The organism is Haliscomenobacter sp. (genome assembly GCF_965225875.1).
GTDB lineage: Bacteria > Bacteroidota > Bacteroidia > Chitinophagales > Saprospiraceae > Haliscomenobacter.
In genome coordinates, this window is record NZ_CBDDBS010000002.1 from 3,480,892 (window position 1) to 3,501,612 (window position 20,721).

Sequence of the window (20,721 nt, forward strand, 5' to 3'; positions counted from 1 at the left end):
TTCATATGAGCATCCTGGTTTTGAACAAAGGTTGGTTGACTACGGTGCAAGACCTGGGGCGACCAGGCTATGCCCAATACGGCATCAACCGCTCAGGTGCGATGGACCCCTTGGCTTTACAGGCAGGCAATTATCTGGTACACAACGAGGGCTCAGAAGCTGCACTGGAAATTTGTTTCCCCGCTTCCGGTTTTTTATTCCTTGAACCCACTCTAATGGTTTTGGCGGGTGCCGATTTTGGAGCCAGCATTGACGGAAAACCAATTAGACCTTACCAACCAGCCTGGGTAGGGACAGGAGCAGAATTGCATTTTCAACACAAACATTGGGGGCAATACGCCTACCTATGTGTACATGGTGGTTTTGACTTGAAACCTTGGCTGAGTAGCCAAAGCACCAATCTCAAGGCTACACAAGGTGGCTGGCAAGGCAGAGGTCTGCAAAAAGGAGATGTTTTGCCTTTGATAAAAACAGCATCATCCATTGCAGAAGAGACAAGAATAGCCAGTTATTATGCTAAGCTGGTACCCTTCTACGACTCAAAATCCATTCGCTTTATTCCCGGTCAACACTTTGAAGTGCTGACTCAGGCAAGCCAGGCGCTATTGTCAACCCAAAATTGGAAAATCACTCCAGCCAGCGATCGGATGGGGTACCGCCTGCAAGGAGAACGCTTACAATTGATCCAGGAGCAATCCCTACTGTCGGCAGGGTTAAGCCGGGGCAGCATTCAGCTGCCACCGAATGGTCAGCCCATTGTATTGATGGCGGATCATCAAACTACGGGCGGCTATCCGATTTTAGGGCAGATAATTCAGGCGGATTGGCCTAAATTGGCACAAAAGGGGCCGGGGCAAAATTTTCAATTTCAGCCAACAACGCTGGCCTACGCTGCGCATGCACTTCAGCGACAAATCATGGGATTGAATCAAATTAGGTGGGGTGCCAGCTTGGCTTTAAAACCTTTTCAATCGCGGTAATTGTACGATCATATCCGAATCATCTTCCAGTCGGGCAAGGTCAGTAGGACTCAAATCTAAATCCACTTTGAGTTTGGCTGAGCTGGGGTGAAGCAGTGCCAAAACCACTAATCCAATCCCTGCAATACCCAAAAGCACCAGATTGCCCGTGAGCAGATAAAAAACGACCGTTAGCAGGAGGGCACCTTCGATCAAAGCAAAACGAATGATTGTAGCTGCGCGATAGGTATTCAACTTGTCACTCAAACTGTTCTGCTGCTTTGCCGCCTGGACGCGCAGCCCAAAAAGCCAATAACTAATCGCCACCGCAATGGCCAAATAAACCGCCGCGATATTGACGAAAAGGGCTGCATTGTCATTGGGTTTGAAATCTGGAACCGGGATCAACACAAAATGGGTAACTAGCCCAAAAATGATCACTGCTGCCGTCATGGACAAATGCAAGAGGCGTAAGATGGAAAAATATTGCTTGAAATTCTGTTGAGTAATTAACATTTGGACTGGTTTATTTTTTGCTTCCGTCACTAAAAAACACTTCTTTCACCACGACCCAGGCCTTATCTGCACAGTTCTTGCCATATTCAGCGGGAATCGGCAGGGCGATGGTTTGGTTGGCATCCGGCGCCAGACTCAGGCTGATTTTTTTTTCAAAATGGCAATTTGGCGAAAGTTCGTCGCTGTTGAAGCTAAAGTCAATGGCAATGTTTGCCGAACTGATGCTTTTGGTATCGTAATTGCGAAAAGTAATGCGGAGGATCGGATTAAAATTGGCATCAAATTGCTTTTTGGCGGAAAGTACGGTCAGACCATCCAAGGGGCCGTCCGCAGCGTTGCTTGGCACTTCGGGTGTATTTATCTGAGGCCCATCCTCCTCTTTTACGTCGTTCAGTTCATCTTTTAATGCTTCTTTGACCCGGCGTAGGCTGTCTACCTCGCGTTGTAGTTTTTCAGTTTCTGGATCCAGGACATTGGTATTGTTCCCGTTGGGCTGACAAGAAAATGCACTCATCAACAAAACAGTAAGGAAGGAAGGAATCATCAAGGGTTTAAACATAACGCACAATTTTGCCACAAGATAACAAGCCTGAGAGGTAGTTCAAAGGTTATCAGCGGATAATGCTGTGTGCCGGATGATAATCTGCTTGTAACACACATTCTTCTTTCCTGCCGCGTATTTTGAGGCGCAGGGCTTCACCCCGATTGGCCTTCGCACGGATGTAGGTTTTGATGGCACACCAATCGCCCAGGCTTTCTACGGCACGGCCATCAACTTTTTCTACTACTTCACCTAACGTAAGTCCCAATCTGGCCACATTTTCACAGGCACTCAAACGCACCAGTCGTTGCTGGCCTTCTACCGGATAAAACACTACTCCATAGTCCTTTTCTTCCCGGATCGAGCTCAATAATTTATTGGGACTGAGGATGTACTCCTTGGCATCCGAATTGATGATAAGATTGAATTGGTGCAGATAACCTAAGCCCAGACGGGCATATTCCACATCGCGTTGAAGTTCAATGCGGGGTGAATTGGTAATCTGGTATTTGTCGTAGCCAAACTTAAAGGGGCGATTGAGCGTGTAAAAAGTATCCACTGCATTCAGGCCAAAAAGTGCCAAACTGGAAGCCCCTATGTTCATCTGGGCAGGTAAGCCCGCAAAAATCGGAGTAAATGCTTCCTTGTTCAACTCTAGTTCGCCACTTGAACCCAGGTCGATGTGTACCCAAAAAGGTACTCCTTCGTACTTGAATTCGATGAAATGGCGATTGCTGCGGCTTATGGTGTAGGAACACCGTAAGCCCGGATCTATAAAAGGGCGGGAAGAAAATTGCAGGAGCTTTTGAACAAAGTCAATCTTCCAATTGGCTTTGTTGATGACGGAACTGCCGATAAAACCGTCTACTTTTTGGCAAGCGGGTAACCCATCGGTATCGATGATGGCCACCCGGGTATTTTTAAAATTAACCTCCGCGATTTGGATCAAACCTGCGCTGCCCATTTTTCCCTGAGCCTCCGCTTCATTGGCATCGGCAAGGGTGATGCTGGAATCGGCTACAATGCCACAACGCGCAGCAAAGTCATTGTCTAATCCAGTGACAGTAAAACCGTTATCAAATATAAATATGCCTTCAATGCCATTGATTTTGGCTTTGAAATAAATGTGGTTTTGCTGAAAATCGAAGTTGGTTTCACTGAGAAACTGCACAGGTTCCACCGTTCCGAGGTTTGCTTGAACTTGGGCCAGGACATAAAAAGGTGTGCTGAGGATCGCCCACAGCAAAAAATGGCGTAACTCTTTCCACATCATAAAGCCAATTTTGAAGAATAGATGCAGTAAAGGAGCGTTTTGGTGGGTAGAAAGGTTGTTTTTGCTACAAGGTCTCTAAGAATTTTGATCGTTTCAGGGTTTAAGTTTAATCTCAGGGATGCTTTTTTTCCAATTGGTGGCAGTTTGCCGCCATTTTATTTTCTCGCCCGGCTCATCCAGAATCTTTCAAAACTTCTATCTTGCTCACCATTATTCACGCAAAATTCTTCCATCACATGAAACGTCGTGATTTCCTCCATCAGATGACTTATACTGCGGCGGGTTTGGCCGTGCTGCCGTTGAGCAGCATGGACCTGGACAGCAGCAAAAAAATGTTTTTTGAAATTTCCTTGGCTGAGTGGTCGCTGCACAATGCCTTGTTCAAAAAAGAAATGACCAACCTGGACTTTCCGGTGATGGCCCGCAAAGAATTTGGCATTGGGGTTGTTGAATACGTCAACCAGTTTTTCAAGGACAAAGCCAAAGATACCACGTACCTCAATGAGCTGCTGATGCGTTGTAAGGACAACGGCATCAAAAACCACCTCATCATGATCGATGGTGAAGGTAACCTCGGTGCCACCGATGCTGCCGAGCTCAACAAAGCAGTAGACCAACACAAGCAGTGGGTAGAATGTGCCAAATACCTGGGCTGCGCCACCATTCGCGTGAATGCTGCGGGCAAAGGCACTGCCGAAGAAGTGGGCAAAGCTGCCGTGGAAGGATTGAGTAAAATTGGAGAATTTGGAGCGACTATGGGCATCAACGTCCTTGTTGAAAACCACGGTGGCTACTCTTCCAATGGCAAATGGCTATCCGGCGTGATGAAGCAGGTCAACATGAAAAACGTTGGTACGCTGCCCGATTTTGGAAACTTCTGCATTACCCGCAAGCAAGGTTCCTGGGATTGTGCGGAAGAATACGATCGCTACATGGGCGTGGAAGAATTGATGCCTTTCGCCAAAGGCGTGAGTGCCAAAACCCACGACTTTGATGCCTCCGGCAATGAAACCCATACCGACTATGTTAAAATGATGAAAATCGTGAAAAAAGCGAAGTTCAAAGGTTATGTGGGCATCGAGTACGAGGGGCAAAAAACGCCTGAAAAAGAAGGGATTAAATTGACTAAAGCCCTGCTGGAAAAGGTGGGCAAGATGATATAATACAAAATTGCACCACCTTAGAAACTTTAGGTATTATAGCATCACTCAAGAGGTGAAACACCAGAGGTGATGCTATATAGTGCCTAAGGTTCCTAAGGTGGTGCAAAATAAAACAACCCATGAATTTAGATCAAATCGACGCCTTTATCGCTGCCGGCCTAAAAGAAGATGTTGGTACCGGCGATGTCACTTGCCTCGCCTGCATTCCTGCCACTGCCCGCAACCGCGCCCGCCTCCTCGTCAAAGACGAAGGTGTACTAGCCGGAGTAGCCATTGCCGAGCGCATCTTTAAAACCCTGGACCCTACGGCCCATTTTGAAAAAATCCTTGACGACGGAGCCAACATCAAATATGGTGATGTAGCGTTCTTTGTGGAGTGTCACTCTCAAGCCCTGCTACAGGGAGAACGCCTCACCCTCAATACCATGCAGCGCATGAGTGGCATTGCCACCATCAGCAAACAATACCACGATGCCGTGGCCGATCTACCCGTCAAAATTCTGGACACCCGCAAAACCACTCCCCTGATCCGCTTTTTGGAAAAATGGGCCGTGCGCATTGGGGGCTGCCACAATTACCGCGACGGGCTATACGATTGGTTCATGATCAAGGACAACCATACCGATGCCTGTGGCAGCATTCAAGCAGCCATTGAACGAGTATATGCCTATCAGCAGGAAAAGGGACTGAACCTCAATGTGACGGTAGAGGTGCGCAATTTGGAGGAACTTCAGCAAGTACTGGATACAGGAAAAATAACCCGCATCATGTTGGACAATTTCCAGCTGGAGGCCATGCAAGAAGCCGTAAAAATAGTGGGCAATCGCTTCGAGACCGAGGCTTCGGGCGGAGTAACTCTAGACACACTTCGTGCAATTGCACTCACAGGTGTAGATTACATTTCGGTAGGTGCACTGACGCACTCCGCCCAAAGTCTGGATCTGAGTTTAAAGGTGTTGAAGGACTAGTGGTTTTCGGAAGGATCTGCTGTACCTATCAGATCGGCGAAGAAGATTTTATTTTATCTTTTATCGAAGCTATTAAGGCAGGAGAAGGTTTTCGTCGGTCTATTTTAGTCTTTATAAACTCTCTAAAAGTTTGCTCTTCTTTTAAAATATGCATGAATGCCGGGTTTGTTTGAATCTCGCGCAGGAGATCGCGGCTTTCTTTGTCACTGAGTTCGTTGTCCAGGAATAACCCCACCTTTTTAATGAACTCATCATTGGTGATCGGACTCTTTACCATAGCCTTGTTTTTTTGTGGTGACCTCCAACCTGATTTTACTCGTGGGTCGTAGATCCCGGTAGCATTTAATTAAGGTTAACTAAAACCCATGGTTTTAACCGTGGGGTGAACCGGGGCTTTAGCCTCGGATAACAATTCATCAAGTTTTCATCCTTTTACCCAACCCATGGCTTTAGCCGTGGGAGGGTACCCCAGAAAACCAACCCATGACTTTAGTCGTGGGTTTTTTAGCCGAAGGCTAAAAAAAAGGCCCCTTCTTCGCACCGTCCCAGGTATAGAGCAGAAGAAAAGGCCTGCTCCCAGCCGAAGCTGGGGTTTATCGATTATCTTTGAAACCCATGGACTGGGCGTACAATTGCAAATCTTCTTTGACGGCATTCCGTGCCCGGTTCAGCCGCGAACGCACCGTTCCGATGGGAATATCCAAAATTTTGGAGATTTCTTCGTAAGAAAAATCTTCCACATCGCTCAACAGCAATACTTCCCGAAAGTTCATCGAGAGTTTGTTGATGGCCATCGTGACTTCGTCACCCATTGCCGATTCATAGCTTTCCACGGCCAAACCCGCATGTGCGCTGGAGTAAGGCGTGTTTTCACGATTTTGGTAGGCAATGACCTCATCCAACTCTTTCATCGCAGGACCTCGGCTTTTGCGGCGGTAGTCGTTGATGAAGGTGTTTTTCAGGATTTTGAACAGCCATGCTTTAGCGTTGGTGCCTTCGATGTATTTGTCGATGGCCTTGTACGCTTTCATGTACGTTTCCTGCACCAAATCTTCAGCATCCTGCTGATTGTAGGTCAGATGGTAAGCAAAAGTAAGCAGCGCCTCCGCCTGAGGCAGCAACTCCTCCTCCAGGATACGATCGTAATTCATGCTTTGCGTTGCTTGTGCTACCATAAAGTTAGGATTTTTTAGGTTTCAATGCATCAACCTTATCCTAAATTAAAAAGTTCCCGGATCAGAAAATTTATTTTAGCCTTTATTCTTTATTCGCCAACTGCCCGCAAGCCGCGTCAATATCCTTGCCCCGGCTTCGCCGTACAGTCACCATAATTTCGCGTTCGCGCAGGTAGCGCGCAAAGGCGTCGATGCGGTCTTCTTCCGATTTGAGGTAGGGTACATCGCCAATTGGATTGTATTCAATGATGTTGACCCGCACGGGGAAACGACGGCAGAGTTTGGCCAGTTTGGCCGCGTCTTCCAGTCCATCGTTGACGTTTTGGAAAGTAATGTATTCGTAGCTGATGCGATTGTGGGTTTTGCGGTAGAAGTATTCCAACGCTTCCATCAACACGGCGAGGTTGTTCTGCTCGTTGATGGGCATTAGTTCGTCGCGTTTGATGTCGTCAGCGGCGTGGAGGGAAAGGGCCAGATTGGTTTTGCACCCATCATCGGCCAATTTTTTGATCATTTTGGCAATGCCCGCTGTGCTGATGGTAATGCGGCGGGGCGACATGTTGAGCCCATCCGGGGCGGTGAGGCGCTCTACACTTTCCATCACATTGTTGTAAGCCAGCAATGGCTCACCCATACCCATGTATACAATGTTGGTCAAGGGATGCCCGAAGGTGTCGAGGCATTGCTGGTTGACCAATACGACCTGGTCGACTATTTCGGCGGCGTCCAAGTTGCGCACGCGCTTCATGCGCCCGGTTGCACAAAACTTGCAGGTCAGGCTACAGCCCACCTGACAGGATACACAGACCGTAAATCGTTTGTCTTCGGGTACTGGAATCAGCACCGATTCGATGAGGTGCCCATCGTGCAGGCGAAAGCGTGACTTGATGGTGCCATCGGCACTGCGCTGAACTTTGTCTTCCACGATGCCATTGATGACAAAATTTTCGGCCAGTTTTTCCCGCAGTCCTTTGGATAAGTTGGTCATTGCCTCAAAGGAATGCGCCCCTTTTTGCCACAACCATTCATGGACCTGTTTGGCCCGGAATTTGGCTTCCCCCATTTCTTTGAACAGCTCCTCTAAATCTACCAATGAGCGCTGTCGGATATCCATGCGTTCTTTTCCGTTCATGGGGGCAAAGATACGGATAAGTTGACATGTTGAAAACTAAACTTTTACCATCTGCACCTGCGATAATTTTACCATTCCTTCCGCACGATCGGAATAGGATAAAAGCAAATTGCCTGGCTTTATATTGAGTTGACGCAACAAGTTTTCGGGTTTGGCAAACGTCATCATTTTTCCGGCAACACTAGCTTCCATCTTGTCATTCAATTGGTCCAGGCAGGTAATTACTAAATTCTTAGGCGCAGTGCCAGAAAAATTGCGGTCACAATCCAGGGCGTAGTTCAACAAATCTACATCAAGTGGAGCCACCCGTTGATGGCCTTGCCACTCGTTGTAGACATTGGTTTCAATGGGGTTGGGGGTATAACTCAACTTAAGGCCTTCATTCGACAAAAAACCTTTTCCGTGGCGGGTTTGATAAGCCCGCGTAATGTAAAACAGTTCAGGCAGGGGCAATTGGTAGTTTTGGATCAGCTCCATCGCATTGCGCGAAGTGGTGTAGGCACGCGTTACGTTTGGGAAAAATCCAAAATCGCGATCCAGTAAAACTCCCTGGCTGCCTTCAAAAACGAGGGCATCAAAGCCCAATTGGTAAATGCGTTTTTCCAAAAAAACTTTTTCTTCCACCACTTCAATCAGCGGTAAAATGGCTTGAACAGCGCTTTTAAACTCAGTTACGATCTCTTGCAAATCCACCATCAGCATAGGATTGTGCACTTTTCGGCGGTAGTATTCACCAATGGCCAGCAATTTTTGCTCCAACACTGTTGGGTAAAAAAGGTCTCGCACATACAAGCGGTAAGGGCTTAGTTCATTGCGCTCCATCGTTGCGCCAAAACCCATTCCACAACTTCCGTGTGCATTGATTTTTTCGGAAGACTGATTGTGAAATACATCGTAAGGAGTGGTTACCTGAGCCAGGGCATCAACATAAATTTTGGGTACAAAGCCAGCAGAATTGGCCTGCAGAGCCTGGTATTCCTTCCAAAAATTCTCGGGAGCAAAGGCACAATAGCGGCTCCAGTAGGTGGCTGCACCTGCCAGACTACCCGCCCCCAGGCTTGAAAACACATGCCTTTGGCCCTCGGTAGTAACCACAGTATGCCCGGCCTGGTGGCCACCTGAAAAACGAATCACCAGTGGCCAATTGGCCTGGCGACACAGGTAGTCGGTGGTCAAACCTTTGCCTTCGTCACCGTATCCTAAACCAATTACAATTTGCGTTTTCATAATTTGCCAATTTTGAAAAAACATGAGTCATCCCAAATTTTTGGGATGACCCATGTTTCACCTTAAAGTTTGACCACTCCGCTAGTCCCACCTGCTTTGATGACATCCGTTTTCACCAACATCAAGGCGTTTTTCACGGATTTAGCCGTTGCATCATCAAATTCTGCGGCCACTTTGTCCAGGTTTGCACCATTGATGACTGCAACAGTGGAGGCAATCAATTCCGCCACAGCCATGTGCTGGTCCAAAATCAAGGCGCGTTCACCCAGCAGTTTTTTCCAGTAGCCAATCACATCTGGGTTGTCTTTATAACCCGTTTCATTGATGTGGATGTGGAAAACGTGGTACATACGTTGGGCTTGGGCCAATACCTGAGCATCGGTAATTGGGTCGGTTTGGGCATAACCCATCAGCTCTTTCAAACGAGGCGCAGCAACCGAATCCCAGCTTTTTTCATCACCAATCGTGAACAGGAAACCTTTGTTGCCTCTTTTTTCGAAACAATCGATACTGGTATGGCGGCCTGCAACCAACCAGGCCAGGAGATAAGACTCCATGTTTTGGCCACCACCACCTCCTTCGATGTACACCTTGGAAAGGCAGTCGTTCAGTTCATCCGTGCCGGATTCAAATTGGCCAATTTGCAGGGGAGCACGGTCCGTGTGGTGGTCGCCAATGGCAGAAAACATCACCTGTGGATCTTCCACGCCGTGTGCCAGCAAAGTGTCCATTAAAGAACCCAGTTTGTGGCGGATCAACATCTCGGGGATTTGGCCCATCGAGCCCGTCACATCCAGGAATACAGCAATTGCAATAGAATTGGGGTGTGCGTCGGAATCGCGGCTTTCGCGGAAAACGAGCCCTTTCGGGTCCATCGTGGGGTTCATACCACTGCTGAAAATTTGATCAGCAGATTTGCCGGAGTAGGAAGTTTTTAAGTGCGAATAAGCATCGCTAGACCATGAAGTGTAGCCCATAGCTGTTTATTTTTGAGGATTATAGATTTAAGGGTAAAAACTTTTTCGGGAAGTGCTTGTCCAGCAACTTGCGGTACTTGTCGTAGCATTCAAATGCGTCGCTGTGTGCGGTAAGTAAAAAGTCAATCATCGCGGGGTTGTGCGTTTTTTGTAGCTTGATTCCCATCCCAGAGGGGTCGCCGAGCAGGGTGGCAATGGTTCGTTTACTCAGTTCCAAGTCGATCATCGGCACCGCTTTTTTGTCCACAAACAGGGCATTGGGGTACCAGTGTTTGTACTTGGCGGAGATCGTTTTTACCGCTCCTTCCAATGGAGTGAGGTGGTAAAAAGAACTCAAAATAATGCCGTGGGTTTCAGGTACCACCAATACACTTTCGGGATTGATGCCACAGTGCGTCCAGCCTTCCTGGGCCAGCCAGGCACTGAACTCCAAAAGGCGGGACAAAATCCAGTTGGTGTGACCTTGTTGCAAAGTCAGCCCGCTTAGGGGTGCAGCCCGATGGTGGAGTTGAAGCGTCAGTACTTCACCATCCAATGCCATGGATTCGGGCAGGTAGCGGTGAAAGTGTTGGGCGGCGGGGTGGCGCAAACTTTTGAGGTAGCCATAATTGCGGTAGGATTGTAACAACAATTTTGGGTCGCCTACAAAAGTAACAGTGGTGTTTTGAGCCCGTACTGCACCCGCATCATCACTGAAACGGTAACCTTTTTCCCAACCTTCTTTTAAGGCATTTAAACGGGCAAAAGCATCAGCCGCTTCGGGGATTTTGCACAGGTCTGGATGCAACAAACGGGCCATTTCTCCGTATTGTTTTTTCCAGTCGTTCAACTCCAGTACTTCACCCAAGTGACTGGCATTGTTGATTTTGTCGATGAGTTCCTGTGGTGACATATACTTAGTTTTGATTCTAAAATAACCTTCAATGATTCAAATATACAAAGACTTAGTTTAAAAGTCAAACTAAGTATGGTTTTTTTCGATAAAAAAAGAAGGAAAAACGAGGAAAAGGCTCTTTTTTAGGATATACGGAAAGGGTGGTGGAAAGGTTATGCTTGGGCGGGGAAAATTATTAAGCAGGAAATCAGAAATTTAGGCTGAATCGGATAGGCCGCTTGCTCGGAGGACATGAATTGCCTCCAGCTTCAGCTGGTGGACTCGGGTAGTCTCTTCAAGACGGGCTTTAGCCCCAGCTAAAAAATTAGTCCTAGGACTAAAGTCCATCAAAGAGGCAATCTCCACCCACGCGCTAAAGCACGTGGCAATTCATGTCCTCCGATTCCAATAAACAAAAATGTCCAGTAGTTTGGATTAGTGCTTGTCTGCTGAAGTTTTTCGATTAACCAAGATTCCAAACACGCCTACTCCTAGCGTATTCATGGTGCCATGTACCTCATACATCCAGGGGATGGATAAAAATGATAAGGGAAAATAATTGCGCCAGCCATACAAAAGAGCCAGGATCATGCCTGTACCCAAACACAAAAACAGCCCTAAGCTAGCCAATCTTTGAGTCAAAACCTGACCAGCCTCCAAAGCCAGCCTCGCATGCCAAAATGCTACACCCAAGCCACCCAAGGCCATTATAGTAGCTGCCAAAGTCTCAACCCAGGGATCAACTCCAAATTGTGAGGAAGTTATCCCCACCGCCACTGCCGGGATGCCCAACAATACTGCCCAGGCCACTCCACGCTGCCAATATGAGGGTACCTTGCGACCCAGTAAATTTGCCAATACCCAGGGCAACAAAAAACCAGCATAGTGAAAATGTGCAGCCGTCAGCAAAATGATGATCGGACTAAAACCCAGCGGTGCCCAGCCCAAACGGTCGCTGAATGCGGCGAGCTGGCCAATCGGAAAATACAGGTAGGCTGCAAAATGGACCTTGTCTACCAAAGCCAGGGGAGATAACAATAGTTTTTTTAGGGCCCGATCAAACAACCACAGAGAAACCATTAACCAGGGCAATGCGAATAATGCAGCCACTAACCCTGGCTCCTGCAAATAAGCCAGAAGCAAGGCCCAGGTAGACCAGATTACCACCCCACGCTCCGCTTTTGTCTTCAAGGTCCCCGACTGCCGCATGGCCAAAGGCACGAATACCATCGCACCCAATAACAACAACAACTCCACCCATTCATCCTCATAGTAAAAGCTACCCTTCCACAGCCAATACAGCCCAACACCCAGGCTTCCGGAAACCAGCTCTCTATATTTTAATTCATTTGTCATACTTTTCACTTTTCACTTTTCTTTCCATTGCCGCAAACGAATCACGTCGAAACTTCCGCTGGTAAGCTCGAGCCAAAGGATAGGCCAGCCACACATACCAGCGATTGGGCTTGGAAAAAGCACGAATGGAATACCAGACACTGCCATCATCCCTGAGCTCGACCCAAAAAATCTCCTCACCCCTCTCGATATGCGCAGGCAAGGTTCCATAAGCAAAACCAAAACGGGCAGGCTCATCGATAAGGTAGACAATCCGTGAGCTGTTGCGCCACCACCACAATCCAAATAACCTGAATAAAACCAGTACCACGCTACCCCTTTCTATTGTGGCATTATTCGGGTAAATTTGGGTCCAGCTTGGCGGGAACATGGCCCATTCGCGCAAGGCCTGAGTTGCTGCCCGAAACACCCCATCGCCAAAACCCAGCAAGGTGGATTCGTGATCATGATCGTATCCTTTGGGAGGCTTACCTACACTACTGCCTACTTCGGTATATGCAAAAGATTGGTTTTGTTGGCTTTGCCAATGGCTGGCCAATGCGTTTGCGTCAGGAAGAGTAAAAGAAGGGTTCATTATTTTCAATATATTTTGAAAGTATTGAAATTTAAACGCCACACTTTTTTGATTTGTTTCGATTGGATGAAAAAATAATTAAAAAAAATATCCTCATCGTGGAACGAAGCAAATGGCCCCAAACACATCCTTTTGTGATCGGGATCATCCTGATTCCATTTTGGATGAAGTAAGATGAGGTAAAACGGCTTAGTAGCCCGCTAGAAGAATTGCTCTAGCGGGCCTTTTTATTTTCCCACCATAATTATTGGCAAGTTTTGTCCTAAAAAGTCCAGAAATTATTGAACTTTACACTAAGGGGCGATAAAAAAATAAATGTTCATTTTGCCAGAGGATTAGATAAGTAAACGGTTCAATTTAAGTGTCTTATCTAATCCTCTGGCTCAGAAAGAATGAACATTTATTTTTGCCCCACTACTAAGCACGCTTTTCCCATTTAAAACCACTGTTTATGTTTCAACCGCCCTCCATTCAGCGCAGCTGGATTAGCCTTAGTCTTTTGTTGTTTAGCTTGGGCCTTTTTGCCCAGTCTGTTTCTAACCACGGCAACAAATTTGAACAAATCACCGATCTGCTTCCCGATCCCAACAATTACCGCAACATCGACGGCGCACCAGGCCCGCAGTACTGGCAACAACGTTGTGATTACGACATCGAATGCACCCTGGATGTGAACAGTCTGCGCCTCAATGGCAGCGAGAGCATCACTTATTTCAACCAATCCCCCCAGCCGCTGCGTTACCTCTGGCTGCAACTCGACGAAAACCAACACGCAGCGGATAATCCCAATCAGGTTTTTGACCCGACCAACATCAACGCGGCGATGAGTGAAAATGAGATGCAAGGTTTGGAACCAGCCAAAGGCAAAGAGAAATTTGGCTGCAAAATCGAAGAAGTGGTCGACGCCAATGGCAAGGCGCTCAAATACAGCATCAACCAAACCATGATGCGCATCGAGCTACCTGAACCGCTCAAACCAGGCAGTTCTTTTGCTTTCCGCGTCAAGTGGCATTATTATCTGGTGGATCGCATCAATATTGCCAAAATCATGAGCAATAGCGCGACCAATCTGGCCCGAGGCGGCTACGAATATTTCCCGGAGGAGGACAATTACATTTTTACCATCACCCAATGGTATCCCCGGCTCTGTGCGTACAGTGATTTTGCGGGTTGGCAAAACAAACAATTCACCGGGCGGGCTGAATTTGCACTGACCTTCGGCAATTTTGTGGTTAAAATGACCCTGCCTACCGATTACGTAGTTGCTGCAACCGGAGAATGCCTCAATTACTCCACCCTGCTCAGTCCGGCCCAATACGCTCGTTGGCAACAAGCCCAAAAATCCAAAGAACCCATTGAAATTGTCACGCTCGAAGAGGCCAAAAAAACCGAAAAAGCCAAACGTGCCAGCGAGCTCAAAACCTGGATTTACAAAGCTGACAATGTCCGCGATTTTGCCTGGGGTGCCAGCCGCAAGTTTGTCTGGGATGCCTTAGCCAATACTACTGAAGAGGGCAAAAAGGTAATGTGCATGAGTTATTACGCCAAGGAAGCCTATCCAATCTATCGAAAGTTTTCCACCAAGGCCATTCAACACACCATTAATACTTATTCCAAATACACCATTCCCTTCCCTTATCCCACCGCCATTTCGGTGGAGGCAGCCAACGGCATGGAGTATCCGATGATTTGTTTCAATCCAGGTAGAGCCGAGCCAGACGGCACCTATTCGGAATCGACCAAGATTGATGCAGTCTCTACCATCATTCACGAAGTAGGCCACAACTATTTCCCAATGATCATCAATAGCGATGAGCGGCAATGGAGTTGGTTTGATGAGGGATTCAACAGTTTTGTACAATTTGTGGCCGAACGGGAAATGGACAACGACTACAAACCTTGGTTTGGCCCGGCGCACCAAATTGTGGATTACATGAAGTTGCCCAAAGACCAGCTGGAGCCCATCATGACCAATAGCGACAACATCGTCGATTTTTTTGCCAATGCCTACCGCAAACCCGCTACCGCCCTCAACATTCTACGTGAAACCGTAATGGGGCGGGAACTATTCGACTACGCCTTTAAAGAGTACTGCCGCCGCTGGGCATTTAAACATCCCACTCCAGCTGACTTTTTCCGCACCATGGAAGACGCAAGTGGTGTGGATCTGGACTGGTTTTGGCGAGGCTGGTTTTTCACGACCGATGCAGTGGATATTTCTCTGGACAGCATCAAGTACTACCGGGTGGATTTGGACAGCAACCCGGAAAAGGAGGAATTTGTCGCAAAAAATAAGGTTGAAAAACCTTTTTATGACATCAACAAAGTGCGCAATAAAGAAGCTGGCAAAGTACCTTTGATCGAACGGGATACTAGTCTGAAGGATTTTTACACAACCTATCAGCCCTGGGCTACTGCGGACTCCATTGCAGAAACCAAAGTCTCCCTCTACAATGAAACCTATAGCAAGGACGAAAAGACCAAGCGTTTTGGGGATAAACACTACTACGAACTACAGTTCAGCAACAAGGGCGGCCTGGTGATGCCGATCATTCTGGAATGGACTTTTGCGGATGGTAGTACCCAGATCGATCGCCTTCCCGCTGAAATTTGGCGCAAAAATGAAAACCAGTTCAAAAAGGTCTTCGTCAAAGACAAGATGGTAAAGGCTGTGAAGCTCGATCCCTTCCGTGAAACCGCTGACATCGACGAAAGCAACAACAACTGGCCAGTTAAACAGGTGCCAACCCGCTTCCAGGTGTTCAAAGCCCATAAATTTGAGGAAGGTCCAAATCCGATGCAGAAGGCAAAGGCGAAAAAGGCAAGACCGTGAAGAAGGGGCGTGAGTTGGGGCAGCCCTACGTGGCTGCCCAAAATCCGGGAGTACACCGCCAACCCATGGATTTATCCGTGGGAGGCCACCCAAAAAAAGAGCCCATGACTTTAGTCGTGGGTTTAGTCGTGGATTTTTTGCCCTTACCTTCAGGTAGGGGCAAAAAAAAGGAGGCAGCGCTACCACAGCACTACCTCAGCCCTAACCAAATAAAACCAAATTATATTTTTCGAAAAACTTCTTCAAACCCTAAAAAACAAATGAAGTTATTGTAAAAAATACAATTACAAATTTTTCAATAACTCTTTGTTCTTTTTAATTGATAGCGCTAAAATATGGCCTTTTTTTGAAAATATCAAATCTTTTTTCCAAAAAGGATACTTTGTTTGATTTACAAACAAAGCTCATTTTGCGCAATTAGATTTTATACTAAGCAAAACCCCCTTTTTGGCGATAAAAATTTGCTTTTTTCGAGAAATAGAAAATTTTTTTCCAAAAAAGCGAAAAAAACTTTTTTTGCCCTTTTTTGAACTTTTTTTTGATTCACGTAACGTAGTAGTGGGGCAAAAATAAATGTTCATTTTTTTTTAGGCCCAAGGATTAGCTAAGACACTTTAAATGGAGCGTTTACTTAGTTAATCCTTGGGCAAAATGAAAATTTATTTTTTATTGCCCCGTACCGTTAATACAACTTACTCATGAAGCTGAAATTGTTTGCGTTATTGCTTTTACTCGGATGTCAATTGCAAGAATTGCACGCCCAAGCCAATGCAAAATCGGATGCCGATGCATTTTACATCCGTGAAATTTACAATAAGGCCCTCACCCAAGGGAAATCTTACCCCTGGTTGGACTACCTGTGTAACCGGATTGGAGCCCGTCTGAGTGGCACTCCCCAAGCCGCCGCCGCGGTGGAGTACACCCGCCAAATGTTGGATACAATGGGATTGGATTCAGTTTGGATTCAACCCTGCATGGTACCCCACTGGAATCGGGGGGAAAAAGAAGTGGTGCGGGTAGTCCACTCCAAAATGGGAAGTTTTGACCTCAAAGCGCTGGCGTTGGGCAATTCCGAAGGCACCGGACCGAATGGCCTGAGCGCTGAAGTCATCGAAGTCAAACGCCTGGACGAACTTGAAAGCCTGGGCCGGGAAAAACTGGCGGGGAAAATTGTTTTCTTCAATCGCCCCATGGACCCGACCCAACTCAACACTTTTGCGGCTTATGGGGGCGCTGTTGATCAACGGGGGCTGGGTGCTTCCCGGGCATCAAAGTACGGTGCTTTGGCCGTTTTGGTACGTTCGATGACCACCCGCCACGACGATGTGCCCCATACGGGTAGTACTTCTTATGAGCCCGGCGTTACGCCCATTCCAGCCTTGGGCATCAGTACCAATGATGCCGAATTGCTCAGTCGCCTGCTCAAAGACGAACCCGTGCGGGTGTTTATCCGCAATACCAGCCACATGATGGGTATGGAACCGTCGCACAATGTGATTGGTGAAATCCGGGGCAGCGAAAAACCGGAAGAGATCATTCTGATTGGTGGTCACCTCGACTCCTGGGATGTAGGCACTGGCGCGCACGATGACGGTGCAGGTTGTGTGCAGGCGATGGACGTGCTACAGGTACTCAAACGCCTGGGTTACCGTCCAAAACGCACCATTCGTTGTGTTTTGTTTATGAATGAAGAGAATGGACTGAAAGGTGGGCAAGCTTATGCCGAAATTTCTAACCGCAACAAGGAATTTCACCTGGCCGCTATTGAATCGGACCGTGGTGGGTTTACACCCAGAGGTTTTACCTGCGAATCGGAAAACCGGGCTTTTGACAAAAAGTACAAACAAATCATGGATTGGTCGCCTTTGTTGGAAGCCTATGGACTAACCTTTAAAAAAGGTGGTTCTGGGGCAGATATTGGCCCGCTGCGTTCTCAAAAAGGAGTTTTGTTTGGCTTTGAGCCCGATTCTCAACGGTATTTTGATTACCACCATACGGCTATCGATACCTTTGATGCCGTCAACAAACGCGAATTAGAACTGGGTACTGCGGCTATGACCGCCTTGGTGTATCTATTAGACAAATTTGGCTTGGAATAACAGGAGACTTTGTAAAATCATTTGAATCCTGTTAACAGCACTATATAATATGGTGTAGTACTTTTGTATAAGTTATCACAAACTCCGTGAACACACGGAGTAAAAAACAAATTTGCCATGAAATATTTAATCCTTGCCCTATTGGCCTTGAGCACAATCGGAACCCTCTCAGCTCAAAATACGGCTGAAGCCACTGTTAAAAAAACTGAAGCTTCGGCGAAGAGCAAAAAGAAAGCGCCCAGCTTGATTTGGGACAAAATCGAGCACGATTTTGGCGCCATCCCTCAGGGGAAACCCGTTACTGCAGTTTTTAAAGTGAAAAACAAAAGCAAGTCACCCCTGATTTTCACTTCTGTGAACGCTTCATGCGGTTGTACCACCCCTAATTACACCAAAGAACCCATTGCTCCTGGCAAAACTGGCGAAATCACTGCTACCTATAATGCTTTGGCTCCAGGTGAATTCACCAAGCAGGTGACCGTTATTACCAGTCTAAGCGATGAACAAGTGGTATTGCGCTTGAAAGGGAAGGTGGAGCAAGCGGCGAATTAGTTTAGGAGTTTAGAAGTTGAGGCTACCACAAGAAAGGGTGTGAGTTTGTGTGTGAGGGTGTGCGTGTGCAAATGGCATGTCCAAGTCGCTGCGATAGCCTCAACTTCTAAACTCCTCAACTTCTAAACTTTTCAGCATTACATACCCAATCATTCACAAATGCTTGCTACCTTTGCAGCTGAAAAGAAAAAGGTAGAAAACTTGAAGCGGAAGATTGTTTTTATATTTTTTTATTTCTTGCTATTGCCACTTGTTCCGAATAATCTTTTGGCGCAAAGCAGTGACAACCCTTTTGAATTGTTGCATCGAATGGGCATTAAACCCGGTGCACCAACTGTAGATTCCGCTGTACTCAACAATCCATTCGACCTTTTGGCCCGACCTTCTGCCAGTGCTTTGCTGGTTGCAACGGAAAAGGCAAAACCAGCCAAAAAGCGTCGCGAGTGGACCCTTCCAAAATTTGATTTCAAATCCAATCTTACTCCTACAGCCATCCTACAGCGCCTTGATTTTGGCGTAACTACCTTTATTTTGCTCACTTTGGCGTTTTTTATGACCTTATTGCGTGGGCCGATTATCAAAGTTTTTCAGGCTTTTGCCAATGAAAATGCTTTTAATCAGATTTTTCGCGAACGTGAAGGACGTGGAGTGGGGGTGTATGCTGTACTGTATCTTTCGTTTTTAATCAACCTCGGGTTCTTTTTATTTTATCTCCTCCACGATTTGCAGGTTGATTTTGGCATGGGGTACGTCACTCAGTTGGGTATCTGTGTTGGCGGGGTGATTGCGGGTTTTGGACTCAAACACCTGGTACTGGGGCTGATCGGCCTTATTTTTCCGGTAGGCCGTGAAATCTCGCGTTACAATTTCATCATGCTGGTGTTTGGTGCAGCGCTGGGTTTGTTGTTGGGGCCAATCAATATTTTATTGGCTTACGGCAGCCCCGAGTGGCACAAAATTTTTATCTGGGGAACTATTGCGGTGATTGGATTGGTTTATGCATTTAGATCGGTACGCAGCCTCTGGCTGGCAGGCCGAATTTTTGCATCACATCTATTTCACTTTTTGTTGTATATTTGCACCGTCGAAATCGCTCCTGTACTCACTGTGGTAAAATTAATCTTGAACCAACAGTAAGTAGGAAAACGAAAGTAGGTTACCAAAATAATCGTGAATGGCAGCAAACGGACAAGCCAAGGAGGAAACTTTCAAAAAAGTAAAGACCATCCTTGTTTCGCAGCCCAAACCTGAACGTTCTCCGTACTACGAGTTGGAGAAAAGGTACAACCTACAAATTGACTGGAGGCCTTTCAGCCACGTTGAAGGACTGGAAGCCAAGGATTTCAGAAAGCAGCGGATCCGTCCCGACGAATTCCCTGCGGTGATTTTTTCCAGTAAAAATGCGGTTGATCACTTCTTCCGCCTTTGCGAGGAGATGCGGGTAAAGATGTCACCAGAAACCAAATATTTCTGCCTGACTGAAAACATTGCCAATTACCTGCAAAAGTTTATCCTGTACCGAAAGCGCAAAGTGTTTGTAGGTACGCGGACGATCGAAGATTTGGGGGCTTACTTGAAAAAACACAAGGGTGAGAAATTTCTACTCCCTTGTTCCAATCTAGGTGCGAAGGAAATTACCAAGTATCTGGACGACATGAAACTAGATTGGAAAGACGCGATCATGTACCACACCGTGAGCTCGGACTTGTCCGACCTCAGCGACGTAACGTATGATGTGCTGGTGTTCTTTAGTCCACTCTGTATTCAATCCCTTTACGACAACTTTCCGGATTTCAAACAAAACGAAACTCGTATTGCCGTATTTGGTAACCTGACCCGTCAGGCTGTTGAAGATCGGGGCCTGAACGTGAACATCAATGCGCCAGCACCAGAAGTGCCCTCCATGACCAAAGCCTTGGAGAATTACTTACAAAAGTCAAATAAGGACCTGTAGGTAATAAGGTAGGATGGGTGAATGACGAAGTACGAATGGAGATTTGTGCTTCGTCATTTTTTTTGGACTGTATTAGTTCTCAAAACCCCCTCGCCAGAAAAAATATTCGTCGATTTAGAAAAAAAAGTGATATTTTTTTGAAGTATGTTTGGTTATAATAAATTGCCATCATACATTTGCCCCATCTCCTTCTATAATCTAAGAACGCACACTGTTATCTTGATGCTCAATCGAGCAAATTCAAATTCCTCTGTAAGTACTGAACATTTGTTTTTTGTTTAAGGTCCCCTCCATTAAACTACTCGTTGTATCGCTGCAACGTGACGTACTTGTTTCCCTTTTGTACTAGACAACAAAATTGGTGTTAGCAACTCGTTTGCTATATCTTTTCTACACGAAATGATATAGCCATCCCCTGTTTTGCTCATCCGATTTTACAAAAAGTTCGCTAAAAAATTGCCACGGAACATAGCTAACGCTATGGAATCCGATAATAAACCTATTGTGTTTTTAAAACCACTTTCTCTGCGGAGAAAAAATTGTTGAAC

The 20,721-nt window shown here is 46.6% G+C and carries 19 protein-coding genes; 8 read left to right on the plus strand and 11 right to left on the minus strand.

All coding sequences use genetic code 11. The annotated features are described in order from the left end of the window. The first annotated feature begins 5 nt into the window (after positions 1-5). Positions 6-980, plus strand: a complete 975-nt coding sequence (locus tag ACO08K_RS16570) for a biotin-dependent carboxyltransferase family protein (protein ID WP_421797523.1) — start codon at positions 6-8, stop codon at positions 978-980. Here the strand turns inward: ACO08K_RS16570 and ACO08K_RS16575 are convergent. From ACO08K_RS16575 to ACO08K_RS16585, 3 genes are read right to left on the minus strand one after another with little or no spacing between them, the layout of a single operon-like run. Next, positions 957-1,475: a hypothetical protein gene (locus tag ACO08K_RS16575; RefSeq protein WP_421797524.1), complete on the minus strand. Its 519-nt coding sequence runs from the start codon at positions 1,473-1,475 to the stop codon at positions 957-959. The genes ACO08K_RS16570 and ACO08K_RS16575 overlap by 24 nt on opposite strands. Positions 1,476-1,485: 10 nt before the next feature. Further along, positions 1,486-2,034, minus strand: a complete 549-nt coding sequence (locus ACO08K_RS16580) for a hypothetical protein (protein WP_421797525.1) — start codon at positions 2,032-2,034, stop codon at positions 1,486-1,488. A gap of 52 nt (positions 2,035-2,086) precedes the next feature. Beyond that, positions 2,087-3,289 carry an aspartyl protease family protein gene (locus tag ACO08K_RS16585; RefSeq protein WP_421797526.1) on the minus strand — a complete coding sequence of 401 codons (1,203 nt, stop codon included), beginning with the start codon at positions 3,287-3,289 and terminating at the stop codon, positions 2,087-2,089. Positions 3,290-3,525: 236 nt separating this feature from the next. Between ACO08K_RS16585 and ACO08K_RS16590 the strand changes: the two genes are divergently transcribed. Both ACO08K_RS16590 and nadC read left to right on the plus strand, forming a co-directional pair. Further along, complete coding sequence (locus tag ACO08K_RS16590; RefSeq protein ID WP_421797527.1) at positions 3,526-4,452, plus strand: sugar phosphate isomerase/epimerase family protein; 927 nt, start codon at positions 3,526-3,528, stop codon at positions 4,450-4,452. A 119-nt stretch (positions 4,453-4,571) separates the two neighbouring features. Beyond that, complete coding sequence (gene nadC, locus ACO08K_RS16595) at positions 4,572-5,420, plus strand: carboxylating nicotinate-nucleotide diphosphorylase (protein WP_421797528.1); 849 nt, start codon at positions 4,572-4,574, stop codon at positions 5,418-5,420. A gap of 28 nt (positions 5,421-5,448) precedes the next feature. Here the strand turns inward: nadC and ACO08K_RS16600 are convergent, their stop codons facing one another. The 8 genes from ACO08K_RS16600 to ACO08K_RS16635 all read right to left on the minus strand — a co-directional run bounded on the left by ACO08K_RS16600 (position 5,449) and on the right by ACO08K_RS16635 (position 12,735). Further along, entirely contained in the window at positions 5,449-5,697 is a 249-nt protein-coding gene (locus ACO08K_RS16600) for a hypothetical protein (RefSeq protein ID WP_320030476.1), read from the minus strand. Between the two features lie 316 nt (positions 5,698-6,013). After that, positions 6,014-6,595, minus strand: a complete 582-nt coding sequence (locus tag ACO08K_RS16605) for a sigma-70 family RNA polymerase sigma factor (RefSeq protein WP_421797529.1) — start codon at positions 6,593-6,595, stop codon at positions 6,014-6,016. Between the two features lie 82 nt (positions 6,596-6,677). Then, positions 6,678-7,727 (minus strand): 23S rRNA (adenine(2503)-C(2))-methyltransferase RlmN, encoded by a 1,050-nt coding sequence (rlmN, locus tag ACO08K_RS16610; RefSeq protein ID WP_421797530.1) that lies wholly within the window; start codon positions 7,725-7,727, stop codon positions 6,678-6,680. 36 nt (positions 7,728-7,763) lie between these two features. Next, positions 7,764-8,954, minus strand: coding sequence for an adenylosuccinate synthetase (locus ACO08K_RS16615; protein WP_421797531.1), 1,191 nt, complete (start codon positions 8,952-8,954; stop codon positions 7,764-7,766). Positions 8,955-9,016: 62 nt separating this feature from the next. Then, complete coding sequence (locus ACO08K_RS16620) at positions 9,017-9,931, minus strand: hypothetical protein (RefSeq protein ID WP_421797532.1); 915 nt, start codon at positions 9,929-9,931, stop codon at positions 9,017-9,019. 19 nt (positions 9,932-9,950) lie between these two features. After that, positions 9,951-10,823 (minus strand): hypothetical protein, encoded by an 873-nt coding sequence (locus ACO08K_RS16625; protein WP_421797533.1) that lies wholly within the window; start codon positions 10,821-10,823, stop codon positions 9,951-9,953. 417 nt (positions 10,824-11,240) lie between these two features. Further along, entirely contained in the window at positions 11,241-12,161 is a 921-nt protein-coding gene (locus ACO08K_RS16630; RefSeq protein ID WP_421797534.1) for a YndJ family transporter, read from the minus strand. After that, a complete protein-coding gene (locus ACO08K_RS16635) occupies positions 12,151-12,735 on the minus strand; it encodes a DUF1990 family protein (protein WP_421797535.1) in 585 nt (194 codons plus the stop codon). The genes ACO08K_RS16630 and ACO08K_RS16635 overlap by 11 nt, the downstream gene beginning before the upstream one ends. 451 nt (positions 12,736-13,186) lie before the next feature. Here ACO08K_RS16635 and ACO08K_RS16640 point away from each other — a divergent pair, with 451 nt between their 5' ends. The 5 genes from ACO08K_RS16640 (at position 13,187) to ACO08K_RS16660 (ending at position 20,173) form a co-directional block, all read left to right on the plus strand. Further along, complete coding sequence (locus ACO08K_RS16640; RefSeq protein ID WP_421797536.1) at positions 13,187-15,568, plus strand: M1 family metallopeptidase; 2,382 nt, start codon at positions 13,187-13,189, stop codon at positions 15,566-15,568. Positions 15,569-16,266: 698 nt separating this feature from the next. Beyond that, the gene (locus ACO08K_RS16645; RefSeq protein ID WP_421797537.1) at positions 16,267-17,667 is read left to right on the plus strand and encodes a M20/M25/M40 family metallo-hydrolase; all 1,401 of its coding nucleotides are present in this window, start codon (positions 16,267-16,269) and stop codon (positions 17,665-17,667) included. Between the two features lie 117 nt (positions 17,668-17,784). Then, a complete protein-coding gene (locus ACO08K_RS16650) occupies positions 17,785-18,219 on the plus strand; it encodes a DUF1573 domain-containing protein (protein WP_421797538.1) in 435 nt (144 codons plus the stop codon). A 159-nt stretch (positions 18,220-18,378) separates the two neighbouring features. Next, positions 18,379-19,356 (plus strand): DUF4271 domain-containing protein, encoded by a 978-nt coding sequence (locus ACO08K_RS16655; protein ID WP_421797539.1) that lies wholly within the window; start codon positions 18,379-18,381, stop codon positions 19,354-19,356. Positions 19,357-19,393: 37 nt separating this feature from the next. Beyond that, positions 19,394-20,173, plus strand: a complete 780-nt coding sequence (locus ACO08K_RS16660) for a uroporphyrinogen-III synthase (RefSeq protein WP_421797540.1) — start codon at positions 19,394-19,396, stop codon at positions 20,171-20,173. The last annotated feature ends 548 nt before the right edge of the window (positions 20,174-20,721 follow it).

Excerpts from the sequence above, each read along its gene's own strand:
- ACO08K_RS16570 (WP_421797523.1), top strand. The coding sequence starts at position 6 with ATGAGCATCCTGGTTTTGAACAAAGGTTGGTTGACTACGGTGCAAGAC.
- ACO08K_RS16575 (WP_421797524.1), bottom strand. The coding sequence starts at position 1,475 with ATGTTAATTACTCAACAGAATTTCAAGCAATATTTTTCCATCTTACGC.
- ACO08K_RS16580 (WP_421797525.1), bottom strand. The coding sequence starts at position 2,034 with ATGTTTAAACCCTTGATGATTCCTTCCTTCCTTACTGTTTTGTTGATG.
- ACO08K_RS16585 (WP_421797526.1), bottom strand. The coding sequence starts at position 3,289 with ATGATGTGGAAAGAGTTACGCCATTTTTTGCTGTGGGCGATCCTCAGC.
- ACO08K_RS16590 (WP_421797527.1), top strand. The coding sequence starts at position 3,526 with ATGAAACGTCGTGATTTCCTCCATCAGATGACTTATACTGCGGCGGGT.
- nadC (WP_421797528.1), top strand. The coding sequence starts at position 4,572 with ATGAATTTAGATCAAATCGACGCCTTTATCGCTGCCGGCCTAAAAGAA.
- ACO08K_RS16600 (WP_320030476.1), bottom strand. The coding sequence starts at position 5,697 with ATGGTAAAGAGTCCGATCACCAATGATGAGTTCATTAAAAAGGTGGGG.
- ACO08K_RS16605 (WP_421797529.1), bottom strand. The coding sequence starts at position 6,595 with ATGGTAGCACAAGCAACGCAAAGCATGAATTACGATCGTATCCTGGAG.
- rlmN (WP_421797530.1), bottom strand. The coding sequence starts at position 7,727 with ATGAACGGAAAAGAACGCATGGATATCCGACAGCGCTCATTGGTAGAT.
- ACO08K_RS16615 (WP_421797531.1), bottom strand. The coding sequence starts at position 8,954 with ATGAAAACGCAAATTGTAATTGGTTTAGGATACGGTGACGAAGGCAAA.
- ACO08K_RS16620 (WP_421797532.1), bottom strand. The coding sequence starts at position 9,931 with ATGGGCTACACTTCATGGTCTAGCGATGCTTATTCGCACTTAAAAACT.
- ACO08K_RS16625 (WP_421797533.1), bottom strand. The coding sequence starts at position 10,823 with ATGTCACCACAGGAACTCATCGACAAAATCAACAATGCCAGTCACTTG.
- ACO08K_RS16630 (WP_421797534.1), bottom strand. The coding sequence starts at position 12,161 with ATGACAAATGAATTAAAATATAGAGAGCTGGTTTCCGGAAGCCTGGGT.
- ACO08K_RS16635 (WP_421797535.1), bottom strand. The coding sequence starts at position 12,735 with ATGAACCCTTCTTTTACTCTTCCTGACGCAAACGCATTGGCCAGCCAT.
- ACO08K_RS16640 (WP_421797536.1), top strand. The coding sequence starts at position 13,187 with ATGTTTCAACCGCCCTCCATTCAGCGCAGCTGGATTAGCCTTAGTCTT.
- ACO08K_RS16645 (WP_421797537.1), top strand. The coding sequence starts at position 16,267 with ATGAAGCTGAAATTGTTTGCGTTATTGCTTTTACTCGGATGTCAATTG.
- ACO08K_RS16650 (WP_421797538.1), top strand. The coding sequence starts at position 17,785 with ATGAAATATTTAATCCTTGCCCTATTGGCCTTGAGCACAATCGGAACC.
- ACO08K_RS16655 (WP_421797539.1), top strand. The coding sequence starts at position 18,379 with ATGCTTGCTACCTTTGCAGCTGAAAAGAAAAAGGTAGAAAACTTGAAG.
- ACO08K_RS16660 (WP_421797540.1), top strand. The coding sequence starts at position 19,394 with ATGGCAGCAAACGGACAAGCCAAGGAGGAAACTTTCAAAAAAGTAAAG.